Source organism: Fibrobacter sp. UWT3, assembly GCF_900230125.1.
Classification (GTDB): domain Bacteria; phylum Fibrobacterota; class Fibrobacteria; order Fibrobacterales; family Fibrobacteraceae; genus Fibrobacter.
Window position 1 is genome coordinate 984,406 of sequence record NZ_OCSS01000001.1, and the last position, 22,211, is coordinate 1,006,616.

General features: G+C 53.3%; 24 protein-coding genes. 17 read left to right on the forward strand and 7 right to left on the reverse strand.

The window, feature by feature from the left end:
- The first annotated feature begins 244 nt into the window (after positions 1–244).
- Positions 245–1,303: an Rpn family recombination-promoting nuclease/putative transposase gene (locus CRO08_RS04110; RefSeq protein WP_097035160.1), complete on the forward strand. Its 1,059-nt coding sequence runs from the start codon at positions 245–247 to the stop codon at positions 1,301–1,303.
- Between the two features lie 22 nt (positions 1,304–1,325).
- On the opposite strand, the gene CRO08_RS04115 is transcribed toward CRO08_RS04110, so the two are convergent.
- Positions 1,326–1,892: an HD domain-containing protein gene (locus CRO08_RS04115; protein ID WP_097035161.1), complete on the reverse strand. Its 567-nt coding sequence runs from the start codon at positions 1,890–1,892 to the stop codon at positions 1,326–1,328.
- A gap of 142 nt (positions 1,893–2,034) precedes the next feature.
- On the opposite strand from CRO08_RS04115, the gene cysT reads away from it, so the two are divergent.
- From cysT to CRO08_RS04195, 16 genes are all read left to right on the forward strand, one after another.
- Positions 2,035–2,865, forward strand: a complete 831-nt coding sequence (gene cysT, locus CRO08_RS04120) for a sulfate ABC transporter permease subunit CysT (RefSeq protein WP_097035162.1) — start codon at positions 2,035–2,037, stop codon at positions 2,863–2,865.
- Positions 2,865–3,707, forward strand: coding sequence for a sulfate ABC transporter permease subunit CysW (gene cysW, locus CRO08_RS04125; protein WP_097035163.1), 843 nt, complete (start codon positions 2,865–2,867; stop codon positions 3,705–3,707). Before cysT ends, cysW begins: the two co-directional genes overlap by 1 nt.
- A 17-nt stretch (positions 3,708–3,724) precedes the next feature.
- A complete protein-coding gene (locus tag CRO08_RS04130) occupies positions 3,725–4,783 on the forward strand; it encodes an ABC transporter ATP-binding protein (RefSeq protein ID WP_097035164.1) in 1,059 nt (352 codons plus the stop codon).
- 122 nt (positions 4,784–4,905) lie between these two features.
- Complete coding sequence (locus CRO08_RS04135) at positions 4,906–6,132, forward strand: O-acetylhomoserine aminocarboxypropyltransferase/cysteine synthase family protein (protein ID WP_097035165.1); 1,227 nt, start codon at positions 4,906–4,908, stop codon at positions 6,130–6,132.
- A gap of 49 nt (positions 6,133–6,181) precedes the next feature.
- Entirely contained in the window at positions 6,182–7,039 is an 858-nt protein-coding gene (locus CRO08_RS04140) for a 4Fe-4S binding protein (protein ID WP_097035166.1), read from the forward strand.
- A 9-nt stretch (positions 7,040–7,048) separates the two neighbouring features.
- A complete protein-coding gene (locus CRO08_RS04145; RefSeq protein WP_097035167.1) occupies positions 7,049–7,426 on the forward strand; it encodes a Mov34/MPN/PAD-1 family protein in 378 nt (125 codons plus the stop codon).
- Between the two features lie 158 nt (positions 7,427–7,584).
- Entirely contained in the window at positions 7,585–9,063 is a 1,479-nt protein-coding gene (locus tag CRO08_RS04150; RefSeq protein ID WP_097035168.1) for a ThiF family adenylyltransferase, read from the forward strand.
- 90 nt (positions 9,064–9,153) lie between these two features.
- Positions 9,154–10,119, forward strand: a complete 966-nt coding sequence (locus CRO08_RS04155) for a family 2A encapsulin nanocompartment shell protein (RefSeq protein WP_073115771.1) — start codon at positions 9,154–9,156, stop codon at positions 10,117–10,119.
- On the forward strand, positions 10,106–11,851 hold the full coding sequence (locus CRO08_RS04160) for a cysteine desulfurase (protein WP_097035169.1): 1,746 nt from the start codon (positions 10,106–10,108) through the stop codon (positions 11,849–11,851). Before CRO08_RS04155 ends, CRO08_RS04160 begins: the two co-directional genes overlap by 14 nt.
- A gap of 99 nt (positions 11,852–11,950) precedes the next feature.
- Positions 11,951–12,910, forward strand: a complete 960-nt coding sequence (locus tag CRO08_RS04165; RefSeq protein ID WP_097035170.1) for a serine O-acetyltransferase — start codon at positions 11,951–11,953, stop codon at positions 12,908–12,910.
- 207 nt (positions 12,911–13,117) lie between these two features.
- Positions 13,118–13,363, forward strand: coding sequence for a sulfurtransferase TusA family protein (locus CRO08_RS04170; protein ID WP_097035719.1), 246 nt, complete (start codon positions 13,118–13,120; stop codon positions 13,361–13,363).
- A gap of 30 nt (positions 13,364–13,393) precedes the next feature.
- Entirely contained in the window at positions 13,394–13,600 is a 207-nt protein-coding gene (gene thiS / locus CRO08_RS04175) for a sulfur carrier protein ThiS (protein ID WP_072810170.1), read from the forward strand.
- Positions 13,600–14,409 carry a thiazole biosynthesis adenylyltransferase ThiF gene (gene thiF, locus CRO08_RS04180; protein ID WP_097035171.1) on the forward strand — a complete coding sequence of 270 codons (810 nt, stop codon included), beginning with the start codon at positions 13,600–13,602 and terminating at the stop codon, positions 14,407–14,409. Before thiS ends, thiF begins: the two co-directional genes overlap by 1 nt.
- Before the next feature lie 67 nt (positions 14,410–14,476).
- Positions 14,477–14,887 carry a M67 family metallopeptidase gene (locus tag CRO08_RS04185; RefSeq protein WP_097035172.1) on the forward strand — a complete coding sequence of 137 codons (411 nt, stop codon included), beginning with the start codon at positions 14,477–14,479 and terminating at the stop codon, positions 14,885–14,887.
- Between the two features lie 205 nt (positions 14,888–15,092).
- Positions 15,093–16,748, forward strand: a complete 1,656-nt coding sequence (locus tag CRO08_RS04190) for a glycosyl hydrolase family 8 (RefSeq protein WP_097035173.1) — start codon at positions 15,093–15,095, stop codon at positions 16,746–16,748.
- A gap of 104 nt (positions 16,749–16,852) precedes the next feature.
- On the forward strand, positions 16,853–18,337 hold the full coding sequence (locus tag CRO08_RS04195) for a DUF1846 domain-containing protein (protein WP_097035174.1): 1,485 nt from the start codon (positions 16,853–16,855) through the stop codon (positions 18,335–18,337).
- Positions 18,338–18,349: 12 nt separating this feature from the next.
- On the opposite strand, the gene CRO08_RS04200 is transcribed toward CRO08_RS04195, so the two are convergent.
- From CRO08_RS04200 to CRO08_RS04225, 6 genes are all read right to left on the reverse strand, one after another.
- The gene (locus CRO08_RS04200) at positions 18,350–18,772 is read right to left on the reverse strand and encodes a hypothetical protein (RefSeq protein ID WP_255252236.1); all 423 of its coding nucleotides are present in this window, start codon (positions 18,770–18,772) and stop codon (positions 18,350–18,352) included.
- 1 nt (position 18,773) lies between these two features.
- Positions 18,774–19,628, reverse strand: coding sequence for a metal ABC transporter permease (locus CRO08_RS04205; RefSeq protein WP_176495054.1), 855 nt, complete (start codon positions 19,626–19,628; stop codon positions 18,774–18,776).
- A gap of 41 nt (positions 19,629–19,669) precedes the next feature.
- A complete protein-coding gene (locus tag CRO08_RS04210) occupies positions 19,670–20,326 on the reverse strand; it encodes a metal ABC transporter ATP-binding protein (protein ID WP_072810186.1) in 657 nt (218 codons plus the stop codon).
- Between the two features lies 1 nt (position 20,327).
- Complete coding sequence (locus CRO08_RS04215; protein ID WP_097035175.1) at positions 20,328–21,383, reverse strand: metal ABC transporter substrate-binding protein; 1,056 nt, start codon at positions 21,381–21,383, stop codon at positions 20,328–20,330.
- 84 nt (positions 21,384–21,467) lie between these two features.
- Complete coding sequence (locus CRO08_RS16655) at positions 21,468–21,734, reverse strand: hypothetical protein (protein WP_141398229.1); 267 nt, start codon at positions 21,732–21,734, stop codon at positions 21,468–21,470.
- Positions 21,727–22,164: a Fur family transcriptional regulator gene (locus CRO08_RS04225; RefSeq protein WP_097035177.1), complete on the reverse strand. Its 438-nt coding sequence runs from the start codon at positions 22,162–22,164 to the stop codon at positions 21,727–21,729. Before CRO08_RS04225 ends, CRO08_RS16655 begins: the two co-directional genes overlap by 8 nt.
- Between the last annotated feature and the right edge of the window lie 47 nt (positions 22,165–22,211).

The window sequence follows — 22,211 nt, forward strand, 5'->3', positions numbered from 1 at the left end:
GCGATAAATTCCGGGCGGGTAGTTCAACTCTCTGCTTGACGCCGTTCTCCCTTTGCTGGCGCGACATGCCTGCGATTCGAGGACAGGAACCCTATGGGGAGGCCGGCCCCTGGCGATCAACGTAGAGCACCCCCACGTTTTGTGGGATTCCCAATCTGTCATCAACAGGTTTGTGAACCGGTGTTCTGCGTTTCTACACTCATGCTCCTGTTTGCAAACTTCAATAAATTAAACAGGAGATTCTATGAATCGCACTCAACATTTGGCTATGCTCGAGGCCATGAAAATCGACAAGAAGAACCTGCTCAAGTACCAGCAGATTTACAAGTACGCCTACCTCCTGAGTGACGGTGTTTTCAAGATTGTTTTCGCCGAGGAAAAAGATCACACGCTGCTCATTTCGCTGGTGAACGCGATGCTCGACCTGCACGACGGCGACGCCATCAAGTCCATCACGCTCGAAATGCAGGAGTATCCCGGCATTTTCAGCAAGAAGGACTGCATTCTCGACATCATCGGCACGACCAACGCAGGCGAAAAGGTCCTGGTTGAGGTCCAGCAGAAAAAGGACAAGTTTTTCAGGGATCGCGTGCAGTATTACCTTTCCCGCGTCATTGAGAACCAGGTCCATGTGAACGAAAAATACGAACTGCCGCGCATCTATTTTTTGGGCCTCCTTGATTTCGAAATGTTCCCGGAAGAACCCGCCGAATACATCCATCACGTGGACGAAATGTGCCATGGCAAGAAGTTCTTCCCGAAAATTCAGAAGGTTTTCGTTGAAATCGACAAGTTTTTCGAGCTTGAAAACGCTGGGACTACCCATGACGACAATTCCGAGGCGGCACAGTGGCTGCGTGCCCTCAAGGCGATTATCAAGGAGGAACCTGCTCCCGAGAAGATTTTGCAGAATGAAACTTTTCAGCACTTGATTAATTCTGTGAAATTGATTAACTTTGCAGAAGAACTTTTTAACGCCGAGGTAAAGAACATGACGGACTTGCGTGCTGAACACGAAGAAGGACTCGCCGAAGGGCGTGAGCTCGGTCAAGCCGAAGGCCGTGAACAAGGTCTTTCCGAAGGTCGTGAACAAGGTCTTTCTGAAGGTCGTGAGCAGGGTCTTTCCGAAGGGCGTGAGCTCGGTCTTTCCGAAGGGCGTGAGCTCGGTCAAGCCGAAGGAGAACTCAAGAGGGCTCGCGAAATAGCGGCAAAGATGCTCGCCAAGAACAAGCCTGTCGAAGAAATCGTGGAATTTACGGGGCTCACGGAATCCGAGATTCACGCGATTGAATCAACCCCCTAGGAGTTGACAACTTCCAAACGATTTAGGCGTTCCCCGCCAATCCGATTTCGGCGGCGTGTTCACGCATGCCCTCGATGCAGATGGCGGCGACGTCTTTCACGTCCATGCCGAGCAGGGCGCAGCCTTTCAGGATGTAGTCGCGGTTGCACTTGGCGGCGAATTTCTTGTCCTTGAACTTCTTAATGAAGCTTTTCACTTCGAGGTCCAGAATGCCGTTGGGGCGCATTCTCGCGCATGCCTGGATGATTCCGGTGAGTTCGTCCACGGTGAACAGGCTCTTTTCCATGTTGGTCTTAGGTTCCACCTGGTTCACGATTTCAAAACCGTGTGCCAAAATGGCACGCACGTCTTCTTCGGAGACGCCCTGCGCGAGCAGTTCCTTTTCGGTGTGCTGCAGGTGTTCTTCGGGGAATTCCTGGTAGTCGTAATCGTGCAGGTAGCCCACGGCTTGCCAGTGCTCAACGTCCTCGCCGAAGTGCTTGGCCATCGCGCCCATGGCATAGCATACGTTGAGGGAATGGATGACCAGCGATTCTTCGGTCACGTGGCCCTTGCTGATTTCTTTTGCGCGTTCGACGGTCAGGCTCATTTGAATTCTCCGATTTTTGTCGGTAATATAAATAATTTGGGGCGCCTATTGCACCCTGTTTGTTATAGAAAAAATTGATAATTCAGCATAATTATTAAGTATTGGACACGCGTGAAATCCCGTTCTATATTTGGCGACGCTTATGAAAAGAAAGAGTGTTGTCATACCGGGCTTCGGCCTTACAACAGGGGTGACCCTGGCGATTTTGAGCGTGGTGGTGCTGATTCCGCTTGCTTCGCTGGTCGTGTTTTCGGCCCAGATGAGCGCAAGCGAGATTATCGATGTCATTACCCGTCCGCGCGTGCTGTCCAGTTTCAAGGTGAGTTTCCTGACGGCCTTTATCGCATCGCTTATCAACGCGGTGATGGGCGTGATTCTCGCCTGGGTGCTGGTGCGTTACACGTTCCCGCTCAAGCGCATCGTGGACGGAACGATTGAGCTCCCGTTTGCGCTCCCTACGGCGGTGGCGGGCATCGCGCTTACGGCGCTCACTGCGGATACGGGCCTTATAGGCGGCTTTTTCGCGAATTTCGGCATCAAGATTGCTTTCACGCGCATCGGCATTACGGTGGCACTCGTGTTTATCGGCATTCCGTTCGTAGTGCGCGCGGTGCAGCCGGTGCTTGAAAAACTGGACCCCGCCTACGAAGAGGCCGCGGGTGTGCTGGGCGCAAGTCGCACGCGGATTTTCTGGAAGGTAATATTGCCGGAACTGATTCCCGCCATCTTTACGGGTTTCGGGCTCGCTTTCGGGCGCTGCCTCGGCGAATACGGTAGCGTCGTGTTTATCGCGGGTAACATGCCCTTTGAAACCGAAATCGCACCGCTCATCATCATGTCGGAACTTCAGGAATACGACTATTCCAGCGCGACGACGATTGCCCTCGTGATGCTGGTGGCGTCGTTCGTTACTTTGTTCCTAGTTAACGTGGTGCAGAACAGAAACGCCAAGATTCTCAAGGGAGGTTGCTAATGAGTACTGCTATACAGGGTGGACTTCATCGGGATACGAAGGGTTCTAAGCTGGTCAGGTATTCGCTGATTGGCATAAGCCTTCTTTTCGTATTCCTGATGCTTATTCTTCCGCTGATTACGGTGATTACCGAAGCGTTCAAGCAGGGCTTTGCGGTGTACAGCAAGGCGGTTGCCGACGATTACACCATCAAGGCGATACTCCTTACGCTAGAGGCTTCGTTTTTTGCAGTCGCCATAAACACGGTCTTTGGCTTGTGTGCTGCCTGGAGCCTTACGAAGTTCAAATTCAAGGGAAAAAAGATTCTCGCGACGCTCATTGACTTGCCGGTGACGGTTTCGCCGATTATTGCGGGTCTCATTTTCTTGCTCACGTTTGGCCGTCAGAGCCCGATTTTCCCACTGTTGCAGGATGCCGATATCAAGATTGTCTTTGCGGTGCCGGGAATCGTGCTTGCGACGATATTTGTCACATTTCCGTTTATTTCGCGCGAGCTGATTCCGGTGCTGGAATCGCAGGGAACCGACGAGGAAGAGGCGGCGGCGCTCATGGGTGCGAAGGGCTTCACGATTTTCAGGCGAATCACCTTCCCGCATATCAAGTGGGCATTTCTTTATGGCGTGGTGCTCTGCGCGGCGCGCGCCATGGGCGAATTCGGTGCGGTATCGGTGATTTCGGGCCACCTGCGCGGAAAGACGAACACGCTCCCGCTCCATGTGGAAATCCTTTTTAACGAGTTTCAGTACGTGCCTGCGTTTGCGGTGGCGTCGATACTGGTGATGCTTGCCATTCTCATTCTGGTTGCAAGAAGCGTCATTGAACATAAGGGAAGAAAGAAATAGCCTTGAAGGGAGATTTTATGTACGTCGAACTCAAACATATCAACAAGCATTTCGGAAATTTCAAGGCCTCGGACGATGTGACTGTCGGCATCGAGAAGGGGAAACTCATTGGCCTTCTGGGCCCGAGCGGTAGCGGCAAGACGACGATTCTCCGCATGATTGCGGGGCTCGAGAACCCGGACAGCGGTGAAATCATCATCGACGGGAAGGTCATCAACGATGTGCCCGCGAGCAAGCGCGGTATCGGTTTCGTGTTCCAGAGTTACGCCCTGTTCCGTTACATGACGGTCTTTGATAACGTGGCCTTCGGTTTGAAGATTGCGAAAAAGCCAGCGAATGAAATCAAGGAACGTGTCCACGAACTCTTGGAACTGGTGGGCCTTTCTGGGCTCGAGAAACGTTACCCGAGCGAACTTTCGGGCGGACAGCGCCAGCGTGTTGCCTTTGCCCGTGCGCTTGCTCCCAACCCGCAGCTCCTTTTGCTTGACGAACCTTTTGCCGCAATTGACGCGAAGGTGCGTCAGGAACTGCGCAGTTGGCTCAAGGGAATGATCCAGAAGCTCGGTGTCACCAGCATTTTTGTGACCCACGACCAGGACGAAGCCATCGAGGTGGCCGACGAAATCATCATCACTAACCGGGGCCGCATCGAGCAGGTGGGTACGCCGTACGAGGTCTACAGCAACCCGAAAACCGCCTTTACGGCATCGTTCTTTGGCCAACCCAGCATTTTTAAGGACTACAGCCATTTCCGCCGCTTCGACATCCTCGAAAATGCAGAAAACGCGATTGTGCGGCCGGAATTTGTGAAGGTCACCAAGAAAACCGAAGTGCAGAAGTACAAGAATTCTGCAGAAGAAGGCGTCGTGGAAGAAGTGGATTTCCGCGGTTACGGTATCGAACTGCGCGTCCGCGTGAACGGAGTCTTGCTTACGGCGCGGCGCTCCTTCGATCAGCCGAGAATCGAGGTGGGCGAGAAGGTGGACGTGTTCATCTATCGCATGTTCGTGACGCAGGGCGATACGGCGACCTTGCTCGAAAACAAGTCGCTGCGTGAGCCGGTGGTGGTGATTTAACGAACGGATGCGGCTTCGTTATAGAAAAAACTGATAATTCCGCATAAAAATTAAGTATTGGACGGGGTTGAAATACCGTTCTATATTTGGCTGCGGATAAAAATTGTACGTAGACATGCTGAATGGAATTCAATACTGCTTTATTGCACCAGAATTTTGGTAGTGACCGATGTAGCGGTTCTACGCTTGCGCCGATTTACCAGGTGAGCGCCTTTTCCCAGGATTCCGCCGAAAAACTCGAAGCCGTGTTCAACAACAAGGCTCCGGGTTTTGCGTATACGCGCATCGCGAACCCCACGAACGATTCTTTTGAACGCCGCATTGCATCGCTCGAGAAGGGAATCGGCGCGGTGGCGTGCTCTTCGGGCATGGCGGCGGTGACTATCTCGCTTTTGAATATTTTGCACGCGGGCGACGAGGTGATTGCGAGCGCCGGGCTTTTTGGCGGTACAATCGACCTGTTCCACGACCTGGAGGCGTTCGGCATCACGACGCGGTTCGTTACCGAAGTGACCGCCGAAAGTGTCCGCGAACAGCTGAACGAAAAGACAAAGGCGGTATTTACCGAACTTATCGGAAACCCGAAACTGAATGTCGTTGACCTGAAGGCCGTCGCGGATGCTGCCCACGAGGGCGGCGTCCCGTTTATCGTCGATAGCACGACGGCTACGCCGTACCTTGTGCATCCCTTCGATTTCGGCGCGGATATCGTGGTGCATTCGTCTTCGAAGTACATTAACGGCAGCGGTTCTGCGATAAGCGGCCTCATTGTCGATAGCGGAAATTTCCCCTGGGATTACGCCCGCTACAAGGGCCTCGAGGAATACAAGCGTTTCGGCAAGTTCGCCTACATTGCGAAACTGCGCAACGGAATCTGGCGCAATGTGGGTTGCTGCGTTGCTCCCCAGACATCTTTCCTCAATTCGCTCGGGCTCGAAACTCTCGGCCTGCGCATGGATCGCCTGTGCAGCAATGCGCTGCAACTCTCGGAATTTTTGCAGGGTTTTGATGACGTTTCTGTCAACTATCCGGCCCTGAAAAGCAGCCCCTATTACGACCTGGTGCAGAAGCAACTTGGTGGCAGGGGAGGCGCAATCCTCACGATTGATGCAGGCACGAAGGAAAGGGCGTTCAAGCTGATTAATGGCCTAAAGTACGCCACCATCGCCACCAATATCGGGGATATCCGCACGTTGGTGATACACCCGGAAAGCACCATCTTTACGCACAGTTCCAAGGAACAGAAGGAACATGCGGGAATTTTCGAAGGGACTATCCGCGTGAGCATCGGTATCGAGAATATCGAGGATCTGAAGGAAGATTTCGAACAAGCTATAAAGAAAATTTAAACGGAGATGCCCGCCTTCGCGGGCATGACAATAACGGAGACACAGAAATATGGCAACGGATTATGCAACTCTTAAAAAGGGCGGTTGGATGCGCCAGAAGCAGAAGAATAACTTCTCGCTGCGCGTGCGCGTCGTGGGCGGAAATTTGACTGCTACCCAGCTCGCTAAAATCGCGGAAGTCGCCGACAAGTATGGCGAAGGCTACGCCCATTTGACCTCCAGGCAGAGCGTCGAAATCCCGTTCATCAAGCTGGAAAACGTGGAAGACGTGAAGGCTGCTTTGGCCGAAGGTGGTGTAGAACCGGGTGTTTGCGGACCGCGCGTGCGTACCATTACGGCGTGCCAGGGTGAAGCCGTTTGCCCGAGTGGCTGTATTGATACCTACGCGCTTGCCAAGGAACTCGATGACCGCTATTTTGCCCGTGAACTCCCGCACAAGTTCAAGTTCGGCGTGACCGGTTGCCAGAACAACTGCCTCAAGGCCGAAGAAAACGACGTGGGCATCAAGGGTGCCATCAAGGTCAAGTGGATCGAGGACAAGTGCATCGGTTGCGGGCTCTGCGCAAAGACTTGCCGCAAGGACGCCATCAAGGTCGAAAACAAGAAGGTCATCTTCGACGAATCGCAGTGCAACTTCTGCGGTCGCTGCTACAAGTCTTGCCCGACGGACGCCTGGGAAGATACCCACGGCTACATCGTGTCTTTCGGCGGGCTTTTTGGCAACAACATCAACAAGGGCGAAACGATTATCCCCTTCATCGAAGATAAGCAAAAACTGCTCGACATCTGCGATGCCGCCATCACGTTCTTTGCTGAGAACGCGAACCCCGGCGAACGCTTCAAGTACACTATCGACCGCATCGGCCGCGATGTGTTCGCGAAGAAAATCCTGGAAGCGAGTGTCTAGCTTTAAGAAATGAGTTGGCGGCAACGTATTGCAGAAGAAGCTCAGCAAAGTTATCCGCACGAATGTTGCGGGATTTTGCTCGGGAAAAACGCCCCGGATGGCAAGTTCGAGGTGACGGAAATACGTGCTTTGCCTAACCGGATTCAGGGAGAGGGGAGAGGGACGCATTTTGAGGCGGACCCTCTCTTTCTTTACCAGGTGGAGCGGGAAATCGAGGGAAGCGGGCTTGAAATCGTCGGTTTCTACCATTCGCACCCCGATTATGAGGCGATCCCGTCCAGGGAAGATGTCGAAAATATGGTCCCTGGGCTTGTTTACGTGATAATTTCCGTGACAAGAGAGGGTATTGCCGATATCAGAAGTTACAAAAATGATATCAAATGCTGACAGGCCCTTGCCGTTATAGGCGTTATAAAAAAAAGTGATAGGACTGCATAAAAATTATGTATTGGACGTAGGCAAAATCCGGTTCTATATTTCGCGTTGAAAATAATCCTGTTGGTTATTTTGTTCAAAAAGCCACTTTTTTTTGTACGGAGGAAAAAGTGAAAATATACATCTCGGCTACCCTTAGAAATTTTTTTGGTAGAAATGCGCGGATAGAAATTCCCGCGAGTACAGTCAGGAAGGCTCTCGCCATCCTTTTGGATATGTATCCGGATGCCAAGAACGTCCTTTACGATGATGGTGGAAAATTACGGAATTTTATCCAGATTTATGTCAACGGCAAGAACCTGACGGTGGAAACCCTCTGGGAAACGCCCCTGCCCGAAGATACGGAAATCTTGCTGTTGCCGGCAATCGCCGGCGGAGCGCCTGTTGAAGAATCGCAGAGCGCTGCGGTCGAAAGTCTCATTTCGGACGAGAGGCGCAAGGAAGTCGCCTTCGATGACAGTGAGGTGGAACGCTTCGGCAAGCACCTAATGCTTAAGGAAATCGGCGTGAAGGGCCAGAAACGCATCAAGGCGGCCAAGGTCGTTGTCGCGGGTGCGGGCGCGCTCGGTTCGCCTGTAATCCAGTACCTTGCCGCGGCGGGTGTCGGGACCATCAAGGTCATTGATTTCAATGAGGTCTCGCTCGAAAACCTGCAGAGCCAGGTACTTCACGGTTCCCGCGATATCAAGCGCCCGAAAGTCGCTTCCGTTAAGGACAAAGTAAAGAATATCAACAAGAATATCGAACTTATCGCCGAAAAGGTGCAGCTCGATTCTTCGAATATCCTGGAACAGATTGACGGTTACGATTTGGTGGTTGACTGCTCCGACAACTACAAGGCGCGCTACCTCATTAACGATGCTTGTGCGCTGCATGGCATTCCCGTCGTGTTCGGCGCGATTTACCAGTTCGAAGGCCAGGTTGGTATTTTCAATCTGGATGGCGGCCCGTGCTACCGTTGCCAATTCCCGTCGCCCCCTCCGTCTGGGCTCATTCCCTCCTGTTCCGAAGGTGGTGCGATCAGTCCGCTTCCGGGCATTGTCGGGAGCATCCAGGCCAATGAGGCGCTCAAACTGATCTTGGGTATCGGCGAGCACCTGAACGGAAAACTCCTGCATATTGATAGCCTGTACCTAACCTCGCGAATTTTGAAGGTGGAACGCAACAGGAACAGTCCCATTTGCGGGAACAACCCGACCATCACCGATGTGGAAGAAATCGATTACGATGAACTTTGCGGGCTCAAGACCGGAAACGAAATTCCGGTGGAGGGCTTTACTCCCGAAGAACTTGCGAAGAAGATTGACAATGGCGACCCGCTGACCATTATCGATGTGCGCGAACCCCATGAACGCGCGATTTTGCGCTTCCCGAACGCCATTGTGATTCCCATCGGGCAGCTTGCCCGCAGGCAAAAAGAACTGGACCCGAACAAGGATACGGTTTTCATCTGCAAGCAGGGCAAACGCAGCATTCTCGCCATCAACACCTTGCGCGAGGCGGGCTACACGGGGCCGCTCTACAACCTTAAAGGCGGCGTCGATGCCATGAAGGACATCATGTTCTCGCACGAAGGCGCATGGCTGTAAAATTTTTTCTCGTAAAATCCTACAAAATAGATAGGAAATAAAACTTTATAGAACTGCAACACTTAACTCAAACCCAAGAGGTAAACCACTATGGCAAATGAAGCTACAGAAAAGAAAACCGGCATCAATGCGCTTGGCGCAAAGGCTGCCTACAACCTGGCGAACGTCACCAAGACCAAGCCGCAATTTGGTGCACTGACCCCCAAGTGGCTCACCAAGTTCCTTGAATTCAAGGGTCTCGAAACGGGCCTGTTCCGCGTGAACAAGGTCGTTGAAGGCGAAACCCCGCTCGATGTTCTTTGCAGCCAGACCAAGAAGACGGATATTATCCCGGAAGGTTACGTCGAATACGAAACCGAACCGCGCGAATACAAGCTCAATTCCATCTCCACGATTATCAACGTGAACACGGCTATCGAAGACGTTTACAGCTCTCCGTATGACCAGGTTCAGGAACAGCTCGGTCTCGCTATCGAATCGCTCCGCGAACGTCAGGAAAGCCTGCTCATCAACAACGATGATTACGGCCTGCTGAAGAACGTGGCTGATTCCCAGCGCATCCAGCCGCTCCGCGCCGACGGCCGCCCGACTCCGGACGATCTCGACGAACTCATTTCGAAGGTCTGGAAGGAACCGTCCTTCTTCCTCGCTCACCCGCGTGCCATTGCCGCATTCGAACGCGAATGCACCCGCCGTGGCGTGCCGCCCGTTGTCGTGGACATCGCCGGTGGCAAGTTCCTTACCTGGCGCGGCATTCCTCTGGTCCCCACCGACAAGCTTCTCGTGGACGGCGTGAAGAACCCGAAGTCCCAGGGCGGCAAGACCAATATCTTGCTCGTGCGCACTGGCGAAGCCAAGCGCGGCGTGATTGGCCTCTTCCAGGCCGGTCTCAAGAATGAACACTCTCGCGGTCTCTCCGTGCGTTTCCGCGGCATCGACAACAAGGGTGTTGCTTCTTATCTGCTTTCCCTGTACTGCTCTGCGGCTATCCTTGCCGACGACGCCATTGCAGTTCTCGAAGACGTAGAGGTTGGCGAATACTATGATTACGAATAATCCAGATACCAGATCGCTGGAAGAGCTCGCCGGAGTTCCCAATGCGGCTGAACTGGAGCAGTTGGCAAATGAGTACTTTCCCGACCTGACGGACAGTGCTTATGCTGCAACTCCCGCGGCACCTGAAGTGCAGAACGCTTCGGCGGCTCAGGGAGTGAGCGCCGCCCAAGGGGCAGCTGCCATCAACCAGACTCCCGCATTCGACTGGGGACATCCGTTTGCGACCTATGGCGACCAGCCGACGTCCTCGGCTCCGTTTGCCTACGGCGGCAATTCCACCGATACCTGGCTCAACTCCGTGGAAGCCCCTGCGGTTCCCGAAGCGGAATTTTTGTCGCAGTTCGGCGATGTTCCGGCAGCGCCTACGCCTGCGACGGGGTATTCTCCGAAGGTTCTTTCCAAGACCCAGGCGGCAGAAAATGCTCGCCCGATTGACGCTCCGACGTCCCTCGGTGGTGATTCCGTGAACAAGGCCGGCAACGCTAACAGCGGCTCCAATTCCCGCAACGAATCCATCCGCATCGGTTCCAAGAACCTTGCGCAAATCCGTAGCGACTTCCCGATTCTTTCGAAGCAGGTAAACGGGCATCCTCTCGTTTGGCTCGATAACGGTGCAACGACACAGCGCCCGCAAGTAGTGATTGACCGCCTCAAGTACTACTACGAAAACGAGAACTCCAACGTGCACCGTGGTGCCCATACGCTGGCGGCTGCATCGACGGATGCCTATGAAAATGCCCGCAACATCGTGCGTGACTTTATCGGGGCCCCGTCTTCGCAGGAAATCGTGTTCGTGCGCGGTACCACCGAAGCCATTAACTTGGTTGCAAACGCTTACGTGAAACCGACGCTCCAGCCGGGCGACGAAATCATCGTCTCCATCCTGGAACACCACGCGAACATCGTGCCGTGGCAACTCGTCGCCGAAGAAACGGGCGCGATTATCAAGGTGATTCCCTGCGATTCTACCGGCCAGCTCAAATTGCACGATTACGAGGCTCTGTTCACCAAGCGCACCAAGTTCGTTTCCGTGACGCATGTCTCAAACGTGCTCGGTACGGTCACCCCGATCGAAGAGCTCATTGCCATTGCCCACAGGCACGGCGTGAGAATCCTCATTGACGGCGCACAGTCCATCGCGCACATTCCGGTGAATGTTTCCGCCCTCGATGCAGACTTCTTCGTGTTCTCCGGGCACAAAGTGTTTGCCCCGACCGGTATCGGCGTCGTTTACGGCAAAAAGGAATTGCTCGAAGCGGCCCGCCCGTACCACGGCGGCGGCAACATGATTGCCGACGTGACCTTCGAACGCACCATCTACAACGGAATCCCGAACAAGTTCGAGGCAGGAACCGGAAGCATCGCCGACGCTGTTGGCCTCGGTGCGGCCCTCCAGTACCTCTCCGAAATCGGGATGCCCTGCGTGTTCCGCTGGGAACATGAACTGCTGCAGTATGGCCTCAAGGAACTGAAGACCGTCAAGGGTCTGCACCTTGTAGGTACGGCACTCAACAAGGCTTCTGCTCTCGCCTTCAAGCTCGACGGTTATTCCGACGAAGAAGTGGGCAAGAGGCTCGACGCCTACGGTGTCGCCGTGCGTACAGGTCACCACTGCGCACAGCCGGTGCTCAGGCATTTCGGTTACGAAAGTACCGTTCGCCCGACGCTTGCGCTGTACAACTCTCCGGACGACATCGACGCTCTCGTGAGGGCGCTGAAGACGTTCGCATAGGTTAGACTAAGACGGCCCTTCGGCAGGCTCAGGGACCTAAACAAGTTCACTGAGCTTGTCGAAGTGAACGCCGTAATACTCTTTCAACAAATTTGACTCATGCACGAACTTATCCAGGAATCAGAAGTCGAAAAAGCTGTCCAGACGATTTTTGCCGATTACAATCGCGGCAAGCATATCGACAACATCGACATCTACAATCGGCCTGACCAGGCCGAGATTCAGACGATTTTGCAGAACCTGATCCGTGTGGTTTATCCCGGACATTTCAGGGACCGCTCGCACAAAATTTACAATCCGAAGAATAGCTTCGCGGTCATTATCGAAGATACTTTTTACCACCTCCACAAGCAGGTGGTCATCGCGCTTGATTATTGCAAGCTCCGTGGTACCATGACTTCGGACGAGCGCAAGATTGAAAGCTACCGCATCTGCAAGGAATTTTTCGCGAAGATTCCTTGGATTCGCGAATGTCTTGAAACCGATTTGCATGCTGCTTATGACGGCGATCCTGCTGCCGGATGTCTCGACGAAATTATCCTTGCGTATCCGGGCCTTATGGCGACAACAATTTTCCGCATTGCCCATGAACTTTACCTTTTGCACGTTCCGGTTCTCCCGCGGCTCATGACAGAGTATGCGCATTCCAAGACGGGAATTGACATCCATCCGGGTGCATCCATCGGCAAGTACTTCTTTATTGATCATGGTACGGGCATCGTGATTGGTGAAACTGCGGTTATTGGCAATAACGTGAAAATTTATCAGGGTGTAACTCTTGGTGCGCTCTCGACGCGCGGGGGCCAGCGCCTCTCCGGAAAAAAACGTCATCCGACCATTCAAGACAACGTAACCATTTACGCGAACGCTTCCATTCTCGGTGGTGACACTGTTGTTGGCGAAAATGCGATTATCGGCGGCAGCGCTTTCATCACGAGCTCTGTTGCGCCCAATACCCGCGTGAGCATGAAGAGCCTCGAAATGGACTACGTCTCTACCGATAAGCAGCACAAGACAGAAGAAATTACCCAGAGCGAGGAGTGGTACTACATTATTTAGACGAGAGAACGCTCGCAAGCTCGCTATAGACGAAAGACGATAGATTAATGTGCTCTGAATTAATTTAACGTCATCAAAAAATCACAGGATGGCAACTTGCTATAGAAAAAACTGATAATTCAGCATAAAAACAATGTATTGGACGCGTGCGAAAACGCGTTCTATATTTGGGCCAGATTTAAAACATCAATGTACGGAGAAACAACAATGGCAGAAATAAAAATTGACGATACCATCGACATTACCGATGTCGTGTGCCCGACCACTTTCGTGAAGGCAAAAGTCGCCCTCGAGGAACTGGAAGAAGGCCAAATCCTTTCTATCCGCCTGAACGACGGCGAACCGGTGCAGAACGTGCCGCGCAGCATCAAGGAAGAGGGGCACGAAATCTTGAAACTTGACGACAACCAGGACGGCACCTTCACGCTTATCGTGAAGAAGGTCGGCGACTAATTAGCGGGGCGCGACCCCAAGGAGTATAAAATGATTATTACTGTTGCAGGAAACAAGAAAGAATACAAGGACGGCCTCACCGTCGCAGAACTGATTGAAGCCGAGAAGATTGACAACCCGCTTTACGTGACCGTTTCGGTGAACGAGGAGTTTGTTGAGGGTGGAACTTTTGACAAGGCTGTGCTCAAGGATGGCGACAGCGTCGAGTTCCTCTACTTCATGGGAGGTGGCTGTTAATGGCTTTTACTAACGAACAGCTGGAGCGCTATTCGCGCCACATCATCTTGAAAGAGGTGGGCGCGAAGGGCCAGAAGAAGCTTTTGAATGCGAAGGTGCTCGTGATTGGCGCAGGCGGCCTCGGAGCGCCTGTGGCGATGTACCTTGCTGCAGCAGGCGTGGGCACCATCGGCATTGCCGATGCCGACGTGGTCGACCTTTCCAATCTGCAGCGCCAGATTATTCACGCTACAGCCGATGTGGGCAAGCCCAAGGTGCAATCCGCGAAAGAGACGATGGAAGCGATGAACCCCGACGTGAAGGTGATTACATACCACACCTTCGTGACGAGCGAAAACATCCTTGACCTTATCAAGGATTACGATTTCGTCATCGACGGAACGGACAATTTCCCGGCGAAGTTCCTCATCAATGACGCTTGCGTGATGGCGAAGAAACCCTTCTCCCATGCGGGAATCATCCGCTTCCAGGGCCAGCTCATGACGTATGTGCCGGGCCAGGGCCCCTGCTACCGCTGCGTGTTCAAGGAACCGCCTCCGAAAGATGCCGTGCCGACCTGCAAGCAGGCGGGCGTGATTGGCGCGATGGGCGGCGTTATCGGTAGCCTGCAGGCGATGGAAGCCGTCAAGTACATTCTCGGCGTGGGCAATTTGCTCACGGGTTATCTGCTCACTTATAATGCGCTCACGATGGAATTCCGCAAGGTGAAACTGCCGACGCATACCGAAGACTGCGCCGTGTGCGGCACGCACCCGACCATCACGCAGCTTATCGACTACGAGCAGGCGGTCTGCGACTTGAAGCACTAAATTAGACGAAAGAACGGGCTTCGCCCTATAGACGAAAGACGATAGATGGTCATAGGAATTATTTCAAATGATTACATTACCGAAATCTGAATATGAAAAAATCCTCGCGCATGCTGAAAAGAACCTCCCCGAAGAGGCCTGCGGGCTGATTGCGGGGCGCATCGAAGGTAGCGATAAGCATATCGAGAAGGTCTACCTGCTCACGAATATCGATCATTCGAACGAGCATTTTTCGCTGGACCCCAAGGAGCAGCTTGCCGCCATCAAGGACATGCGTGCAAACGGCCTCTCGCCGCTGGGTAACTGGCATTCCCATCCGGAATCCCCTTCGCGCCCGTCGGAAGAAGACAAGCGCCTTGCCTACGATAGCAGGGCGAGCTATTTGATCCTTTCTTTACAGGACCGCGAACATCCGGTACTGAATTCTTTCCACATTGAAGGTGATATCGCCACGAACGAAGGTCTCGTAATCGGCTAAAGATCTCCGTACAACGGTGCCTCCGGGGCTTATGTGAAATTCCTGCCCTGGAGGCACTTTTGCGTTTTTAGTGCAAAAATGGTATTTTTGCGTTGTTTTGCCTAACAACGGCTTTTTCTGCGCGATAAGTGAAATTTGGGCTCCCTTATCTATATTATAGCCGGGTTTGTTATGGATAGGTTAAATCAACTCTTGGGAGAACGAAATGAAAAACCTGTCCGTATTATCGGTCGCCCTGCTGTGCGCTTCCATGGCCACTGCGGCGGAAAATTCAATATACACCGGCACATTCTTCGACGATAGCGGAGCATACTTTGGCCCCGACTGCGAAAAGGATGGCTCGCAATCTACGGGCGCCTACTACACGGGCGATTACACGAGTCCGTTCAAGACGTTTCTCGGCAAGACTGACGAAGACATACAGAATAAGTTGGACGAACTCTGGAATCATTATTTTGGCGGGCAGAATGACAAGACCGTGTATTACGAAGATAACGACGGCGGCTATATTGTCGATATAAACAACAACGATATTCGCTCTGAGGGCATGAGCTACGGCATGATGATTGCCGTGCAGACCAACCACAAGGAACAGTTCGGCAAACTCTGGAACTGGGCCAAAAAACACATGTGGAGCAATCCTGCCACGGGTGGTTCCGGCTATTTCGCGTGGCAGGCGAACCGCGACGGTTCCGTGCGCGACTGGGGCAACGCTCCCGACGGCGAAATCTACTTCATGATGGCGCTTTTGTTTGCGGCAAACCGCTGGGACAACGCGAACTACATGAAGGACGCACAGAGCATCTTGAAGGCCTGCTGGAAAGGCAACGGCCAATCCCTGTACAGCGAACAGTCTTTTATCGCAACCTTCCAGCCGAGCGACGGCAACAACACCTGGGGCGATGCCTCTTACAGTTTGCCCGCATTCGTGGACCTGTTCAGCCGCTGGTCCGATACCAACACCGACAAGTGGAAAAAGGCGACGAAGGCCACCCGCGACCACATCTACAATTCCGCAAACCCGCAGTCGGGCCTGTGTAGCGACTACAGCAACTTCGACGGGACTCCGCACTACGCCTTTAGCGACAATTCTACGAAATACGCGTTTGATGCCATCCGTTGCCCCATGAATTACGGCATGGACAGCTACCTGTTCGGCGTGGATATGGAACGCCAGACGAAAATCGCGAAGGTGATTACCGACTTCTTCGAGAAGGACGGGTACAGGCACGGGCATTTCAACTGGGACGGCACCAACGGATACGGCGATTTCACCATCGGCCAGGCGGGTGCGAATGCGGTTGCTACCTACGCCCTGCTTGAAGAAGAGGACTACAAGGATTTGGTGAAGAAGGTGTTGCAGAAGGCCTGGGATTCCAAGCCCATCGTCGGTAGCCAGCGTTACTACGACGGCCTGGTACATTACCTCGCCATGCTCCATCTCACCGGCAACTTCAAGATTTGGAAGAAGAAGCCCGAGATCGAGAAAAAGACTGCAGAGGGTGAATACAACGGCGTAAGTTATGAAAACGACACCACGTTCCACGCGTTTGAATCGTGCAAGCTCTACGAGGTGGCGGTGACTGCGAAGAAGGCTGCTCCGGGTCCGGACACTTCGCTTGTCGACCCGGATGCAATCGCAAATGCACTTAACTTTAATACTGACATAAAGATACGTGCACATGCAAATTCCATCTTTATCGAGAATGCGCCTGTCGGTTCCAACTTCAAGGTCTCCGATCTCAGTGGTCGTGTGCTTGCGAAATCGAAAACGCAGTCCTCGATGCACGAAGTGCTCGTTGAAAACAGGGGAGCGCTGCTCGTGATTGTCGGTAACAGGGCGTACAAAGTCGTGAAATAAATTTTCTTGACCGCGTGTTTTTGCTTCGGGGCAGGCATCGTGTTTGCCCCGAAAATTTTTTATTTTTGGGACGTTGAATTTTAATTTTGAATCGGTAGAAAAAGATGTTTAAAGTAGGTTTTGATAACGAAGCGTACCTCAAGACGCAGTCCGAAAAAATTGCCGAGCGCATTGCGAAGTTCGGCGGGAAACTTTACCTGGAATTTGGCGGAAAACTGTTTGATGACCATCACGCATCCCGCGTGCTGCCTGGCTTCGCGCCCGACAGTAAAATCCGCATGCTCGAAAAAATCAAGGACAAGGCCGAAGTCATTATCGCCATCAATGCGGGTGACATCGAAAAGAACAAGGTCCGCGGCGACCTCGGTATTACCTACGACCAGGACGTGCTCCGCCTGATTGACGCTTTCCGCGGTTACGGCCTTTACGTGAGCTCCGTGGTGCTGACCCGCTGGCAGGAACAGCCGAGCGCCGTTGCCTACCAGAAGAAGCTGGAAGGACTGGGACTCAAGGTTTACCGCCACTACCCGATTGCGGGTTACCCGAGCAATATTCCTTTGGTTGTAAGCGACGACGGTTACGGCAAGAATGAATTTGTCGAAACGACTCGCGAACTTGTGGTGGTGACGGCTCCCGGCCCCGGGAGTGGAAAGATGGCCGTCTGCCTCTCGCAGATTTATCACGAGAACAAGCGCGGCATCAAGGCGGGTTACGCGAAGTTCGAGACGTTCCCCATCTGGAATATCCCGCTTAAGCATCCGGTGAACCTCGCGTACGAGGCGGCCACCGCCGACCTGAACGACGTGAACATGATTGACCCGTTCCATCTGGAAGCTTACGGACAAACTACAATCAACTATAACCGTGATGTGGAAATTTTCCCAGTGCTGAACGCGCTGTTTACGCGCATTCTGGGTGAATCTCCGTACAAGAGCCCCACGGACATGGGCGTGAACATGGCGGGCAACTGCATTATTGACGATGATGCCGTTTGCGAGGCCGCCAAGCAGGAAATCATCCGCCGCTACTATAACACGCTCTGCGACGTGCGCAAGGGCAATGCGGAAAAGGACCAGATTTACAAGCAGGAACTCATCATGGAGCAGGCGCAGATTAGTACTGCCGACCGCCCCGTGATTGCCGCTGCCGTGGAACGCGCGCAGTTGACCGAAGGCCCAGCGGTTGCCATCCAGTTGAACGACGGTGCCATCATCTCGGCGAAGACCTCTTCGCTGTTGGGAGCGTCCTCTGCCATGCTGCTTGACGCACTCAAGCATCTTGCGGGTATCCCCGACGAAGTGCGCCTGCTTTCGCCGATGGTCATCGAGCCGATTCAGAATCTGAAGACGAAACAGCTTGGCCACAGGAATCCGCGCTTGCACATGGACGAGGCGCTCGTGGCGCTCTCTGTGTGTGCCCTCACGGACTACAACGCGAAAATCGCCCTAGAGAAACTGCCGGAACTCCGCCACTGCGAAGTGCATTCCAGCGTTATCCTCTCGCAGGTCGATGTGGGCGTGTTCCGTCGTCTGGGCGTGAATCTCACCACGGAACCGAATTACCAGTCCGGTAACCTTTACCACGGGTAATAACGCCTATTATTACTCGTTCGACATTTTTGCGTTGCGGATGATGGGGTAGGCGTCGTCCCCGTATTCTTCCATCTCAAAATCGCCGATGATGGTGATTTCTGCACCTTCGTCGGGGAAGTCGTCAGGGAACTTGCGGTCTTTGGCGGGCTCAAACGCAAGCCCTTGCGAGCAACACGCAAGCGCATCTGCAATCACGCAACCATAAAATCGTTTCTTGGTCTCGTAATCGTAGTAGCTTGAAAAAATCCCCTTCATCTTGATGCGCTTCCCGATGAATTTTGCGGGCTCGGTTACCATCTTGTAGACCTGCGCATACACCATGGTGCCGCTCATGCGGGCGAGATTGATGTCAATTTTTTTATGAGCCGCGCCCGGTTCCTTTGCAAATGAAACCGTACATGCAAGCAGGAGTGAAAGAATTATCTTATACAAATTAATTTCCCTTGCCAAGAATCATGCTGATGGAATAGAATAGCCCGAAGGCGACGATATCCGCCGCCACGATTGTCGAACCCACGGGAGTCCCGGCGAGGATGGCGACTACGATGCCGATAAGCGAGCAAATCACTGATATGGTGGCCGCAGCGACCGTCACCGAGAAAAAACTCTTGAATACGCGCATGGCCGAAAGTGCCGGGAAAACCACGAGGGCCGATACCAAAAGCGCACCCACAAGGTTCATGGCGAGTACGATAATCGTTGCGACGATGACGGCAATCAGCAGGTTGAAAAGTGCAGTGTTGACGCCCGTGGCGCGTGCGAAATTCTCGTCGAACGTGATGGAGAAAATCTTGTTGTAGAAGAGGACGAAGCAGAAAAGTACCACGCACGAGAGCGCTATGCACAGGATGACCTCTTCCAGTTTCAGCGTGAGGATGGACGTGGAACCGAAAAGCGTAGTGCACACGTCGCCCGAGATGTTTGCCGAGGTGGAAAATATGTTCATCAGCAGGTAGCCGATGGCAAGCGCTCCGACCGATACCATGGCGACTGCGGCATCGCCCTTGATGCGAGCGTTTTTCCCGGTGCAGAGCAGGAGTACTGCCACGGCTATGGTTGCCGGCAAGATGATGAGCATGTTGTTTGTCACCTTGAGCACTGCTGCAATGGCAAGTGCGCCGAATGCAACGTGCGAAAGGCCGTCACCGATATAGGAGTAGCGCTTGAGTACGAGAGTAACGCCCAGCAGCGAGGAGCAGAGCGATATGAGTACGCCTACGATAATCGCGTAGCGCACGAAGGGAAAGTCTAGATAGAAAAGAAGCGTATCAATTGGCATACCGTACATTGTCATCCCCGCGAATGCGGGGATCTCCTTGACTTGAGGTTTTATCTTCCTTTAACTGATATTTGGTCGAAGTTCATCACGCGGGTAGCATCGTCCAGGGCTGAGTCCACGTCGTGCGTGACCATCACGATGGTCATGCCCTTCTTGTGCAGGTCATTGATGACGCGGTACATCGTTTCCGTAGATTCGGGATCGAGGCCGGTTACGGGCTCGTCGAGAAGCAATAAGCGTTCGGCAGCGCAGAGGGCCCGGGCCAAAAGCACGCGCTGCTTTTGGCCACCCGAAAGTTCGCGGAAGCACGACTTGCGCAAGCTTTCGGTGCGGGTGAGCGCCATGCATTCCATGGCGCGTTCCCGCTGGGCCCGTCCATAAAACGGCAGCAGGCGGAACTTGCCCTGGAATGCGGAAAGAACGATTTCTTCCACCGATGCGGGAAAATCCCTCTGGACTAGCGTCATCTGCGGCAGGTAACCGATTTCACTGCGCTTGAGCCCTTCGCAGAGTTCGATATCTCCGGACTTGGGCTTGAGCAAGCCTGCAATTCCACGGAGGAACGTTGTCTTGCCGGAACCATTGCGTCCGATGATGCAGAGGTAGTCCCCGACATTCACGTCGTAATCCAGGTCGCGGACCAGGTCCTTGCTTCCGTAGCCGAGCGTCAGCTGGCGGCATTTGATCAGAGGGATTATTTCGTTCATGTTATTTTAAAGCCTTTTTCAATACTTCCAGATTGTCGCGCATGATGGAGAGGTAATCGACGCCGGCCTTTATCTGTTCGTCCGTCACCGACTGCATCGAATTGAGCGTCAAGACCTGCGCGTTCTTGGAGTTCTTGCTTGCTTCGAGAATGGCTCGGGCGATTTTCCCGTTGCTTCCATCAATCGTGAAGATGGCTGGCAGTTGTAGAGAATCCATCTTCCCCGCAAGGAACGTAACCGTCTCGAAACTCGCCTCGCTTTCGGCGGAACAGCCAACAAACGCGGCATAATACTTAATGCCATAATCGTCCACCAGATAACGAAACGGGAACCGGTCTCCGAACAGTACGGTCTTTTGTGAAGCTCCCGAAATGGCCGTGGTGAATTTTTCGTCCAGTTCCTGGAGCTTCGCGTTATAGGTGGCCGCGTTCGCTATGTAGATAGACGAATTCGCGGAATCCACCTTCGAAAGCGATTCGGCTAGCGCACTCACCAAAATCGAAGCGTTCTTCAACGAAAGCCAAATGTGCTCGTCGTTCTCGACTTCTTCGTGGTGATGATGCTCGTCTTCGTGCTTTTCGGCATGCTCATGGTGTTCGTGCTCATGTTCTTCGGCTTCTTCGCCGTGCTCATGGTGATGTTCCTCTACCTGCATACCCTCCACGACTTCTTCTTCCTTCACGCGGTCGCCGAGTGCCTTCATCAGGTTCAACGCGATGCGCCCTTCTTTCGGGGTGGCCTCAAGAGCCTTCTCGATCCACTCGTCAGACTCGCCGCCCACGTAAACGACAAGGTCGGCCTTGGCGATGGTCGCGATGTCCTGTGCCGAGGGCTTGTAGCTGTGAAGGTCGGTGCCGTTCTTGATGAGCAGTTTCAGGTCAACTGCATCGGCACGCTCGCCGATCACGTTCTTCAACCAGTCGTACTGCGGGTAGATGGTCGCGACGACGGAAATCTTTTTCGGTGCGGAATCCTTTTTCCCGGATTCCGTGTTGCAGGCGGTCAGCATGGACGCTAACGCAAAAAACAATATTGCAATGGATGCAACTTTTTTCATATAAAGGTCCTTGTCCGTATGGACAAATGTTGTTGATGTTGTTATGCGGCTTTGTACCGCTCGTCGTCTTGGGTGCGACGCACTTCAATTCAACAACAGGACCTTTTGCGAAACAAGGGTGGCTCGGCACGTATCGAGAACCTTGACGCGGGGGAGCCTGAAAAACACGCAGCGGAGCGCGATTTCAAAAGGAGCGACGACCATTTCCATGCAGACCGTAATCAGTTCCAGACAGCGATGGATATGGTGGCAGACGTGGCAATGTTCGCCGTGGCAATGGTGTTCCAGGTGGCGTGACACGTAGAGTGACGCCAAGATAACCAGAAGCCTGTCGAACAGGGCCTTAAACATGGTGCATACGCCTCCGCGGGAGGGGCTTCTTCGCGGCTATGGAGCATCCGGCGCAGCGCCCGAGCAAAACCGACTGCTGCTGGTCCAGTTCAAAGCCGCTTACGCGCTGTACCGAAAGTTGCAGCATCTTGAGTGCGGGGCCTTCCAGGTGGAAAAACTTGCCGCATTCCTTGCACACGAGGTGCATTTTCTCCTGGCACTTGCTCGGGCCAGTGTAGCGGTACTGGAGTTCCTTGTTCTCTTCGGCCCCGACAATCTGGACGATACCCGCTTTTTCGAGACGGGCGAGGTTCCTGTAGATGGTGCTCAGGGAAACGGAGCGCAGGTCCTGGGCTATATCGGAGGCCTTGAAAATCCGGTCAGGATTCTTGACCATGAAGTCCATGATGACTTGTCGCGTTTTCGTCTTGTATTCTAATTTGCAAATCATTCGCAAATTCAAATTTAACAAAAAATGGGTGTGTTGTCAACGAAAAA

What these genes read in the sequence shown, in the direction of transcription:
- CRO08_RS04110 (WP_097035160.1), top strand. Translation starts at nt 245, where the DNA reads ATGAATCGCACTCAACATTTGGCTATGCTCGAGGCCATGAAAATCGAC.
- CRO08_RS04115 (WP_097035161.1), bottom strand. Translation starts at nt 1,892, where the DNA reads ATGAGCCTGACCGTCGAACGCGCAAAAGAAATCAGCAAGGGCCACGTG.
- cysT (WP_097035162.1), top strand. Translation starts at nt 2,035, where the DNA reads ATGAAAAGAAAGAGTGTTGTCATACCGGGCTTCGGCCTTACAACAGGG.
- cysW (WP_097035163.1), top strand. Translation starts at nt 2,865, where the DNA reads ATGAGTACTGCTATACAGGGTGGACTTCATCGGGATACGAAGGGTTCT.
- CRO08_RS04130 (WP_097035164.1), top strand. Translation starts at nt 3,725, where the DNA reads ATGTACGTCGAACTCAAACATATCAACAAGCATTTCGGAAATTTCAAG.
- CRO08_RS04135 (WP_097035165.1), top strand. Translation starts at nt 4,906, where the DNA reads ATGGAATTCAATACTGCTTTATTGCACCAGAATTTTGGTAGTGACCGA.
- CRO08_RS04140 (WP_097035166.1), top strand. Translation starts at nt 6,182, where the DNA reads ATGGCAACGGATTATGCAACTCTTAAAAAGGGCGGTTGGATGCGCCAG.
- CRO08_RS04145 (WP_097035167.1), top strand. Translation starts at nt 7,049, where the DNA reads ATGAGTTGGCGGCAACGTATTGCAGAAGAAGCTCAGCAAAGTTATCCG.
- CRO08_RS04155 (WP_073115771.1), top strand. Translation starts at nt 9,154, where the DNA reads ATGGCAAATGAAGCTACAGAAAAGAAAACCGGCATCAATGCGCTTGGC.
- CRO08_RS04160 (WP_097035169.1), top strand. Translation starts at nt 10,106, where the DNA reads ATGATTACGAATAATCCAGATACCAGATCGCTGGAAGAGCTCGCCGGA.
- CRO08_RS04165 (WP_097035170.1), top strand. Translation starts at nt 11,951, where the DNA reads ATGCACGAACTTATCCAGGAATCAGAAGTCGAAAAAGCTGTCCAGACG.
- CRO08_RS04170 (WP_097035719.1), top strand. Translation starts at nt 13,118, where the DNA reads ATGGCAGAAATAAAAATTGACGATACCATCGACATTACCGATGTCGTG.
- thiS (WP_072810170.1), top strand. Translation starts at nt 13,394, where the DNA reads ATGATTATTACTGTTGCAGGAAACAAGAAAGAATACAAGGACGGCCTC.
- thiF (WP_097035171.1), top strand. Translation starts at nt 13,600, where the DNA reads ATGGCTTTTACTAACGAACAGCTGGAGCGCTATTCGCGCCACATCATC.
- CRO08_RS04185 (WP_097035172.1), top strand. Translation starts at nt 14,477, where the DNA reads ATGATTACATTACCGAAATCTGAATATGAAAAAATCCTCGCGCATGCT.
- CRO08_RS04190 (WP_097035173.1), top strand. Translation starts at nt 15,093, where the DNA reads ATGAAAAACCTGTCCGTATTATCGGTCGCCCTGCTGTGCGCTTCCATG.
- CRO08_RS04195 (WP_097035174.1), top strand. Translation starts at nt 16,853, where the DNA reads ATGTTTAAAGTAGGTTTTGATAACGAAGCGTACCTCAAGACGCAGTCC.
- CRO08_RS04205 (WP_176495054.1), bottom strand. Translation starts at nt 19,628, where the DNA reads ATGTACGGTATGCCAATTGATACGCTTCTTTTCTATCTAGACTTTCCC.
- CRO08_RS04210 (WP_072810186.1), bottom strand. Translation starts at nt 20,326, where the DNA reads ATGAACGAAATAATCCCTCTGATCAAATGCCGCCAGCTGACGCTCGGC.
- CRO08_RS04215 (WP_097035175.1), bottom strand. Translation starts at nt 21,383, where the DNA reads ATGAAAAAAGTTGCATCCATTGCAATATTGTTTTTTGCGTTAGCGTCC.
- CRO08_RS16655 (WP_141398229.1), bottom strand. Translation starts at nt 21,734, where the DNA reads ATGTTTAAGGCCCTGTTCGACAGGCTTCTGGTTATCTTGGCGTCACTC.
- CRO08_RS04225 (WP_097035177.1), bottom strand. Translation starts at nt 22,164, where the DNA reads ATGATTTGCAAATTAGAATACAAGACGAAAACGCGACAAGTCATCATG.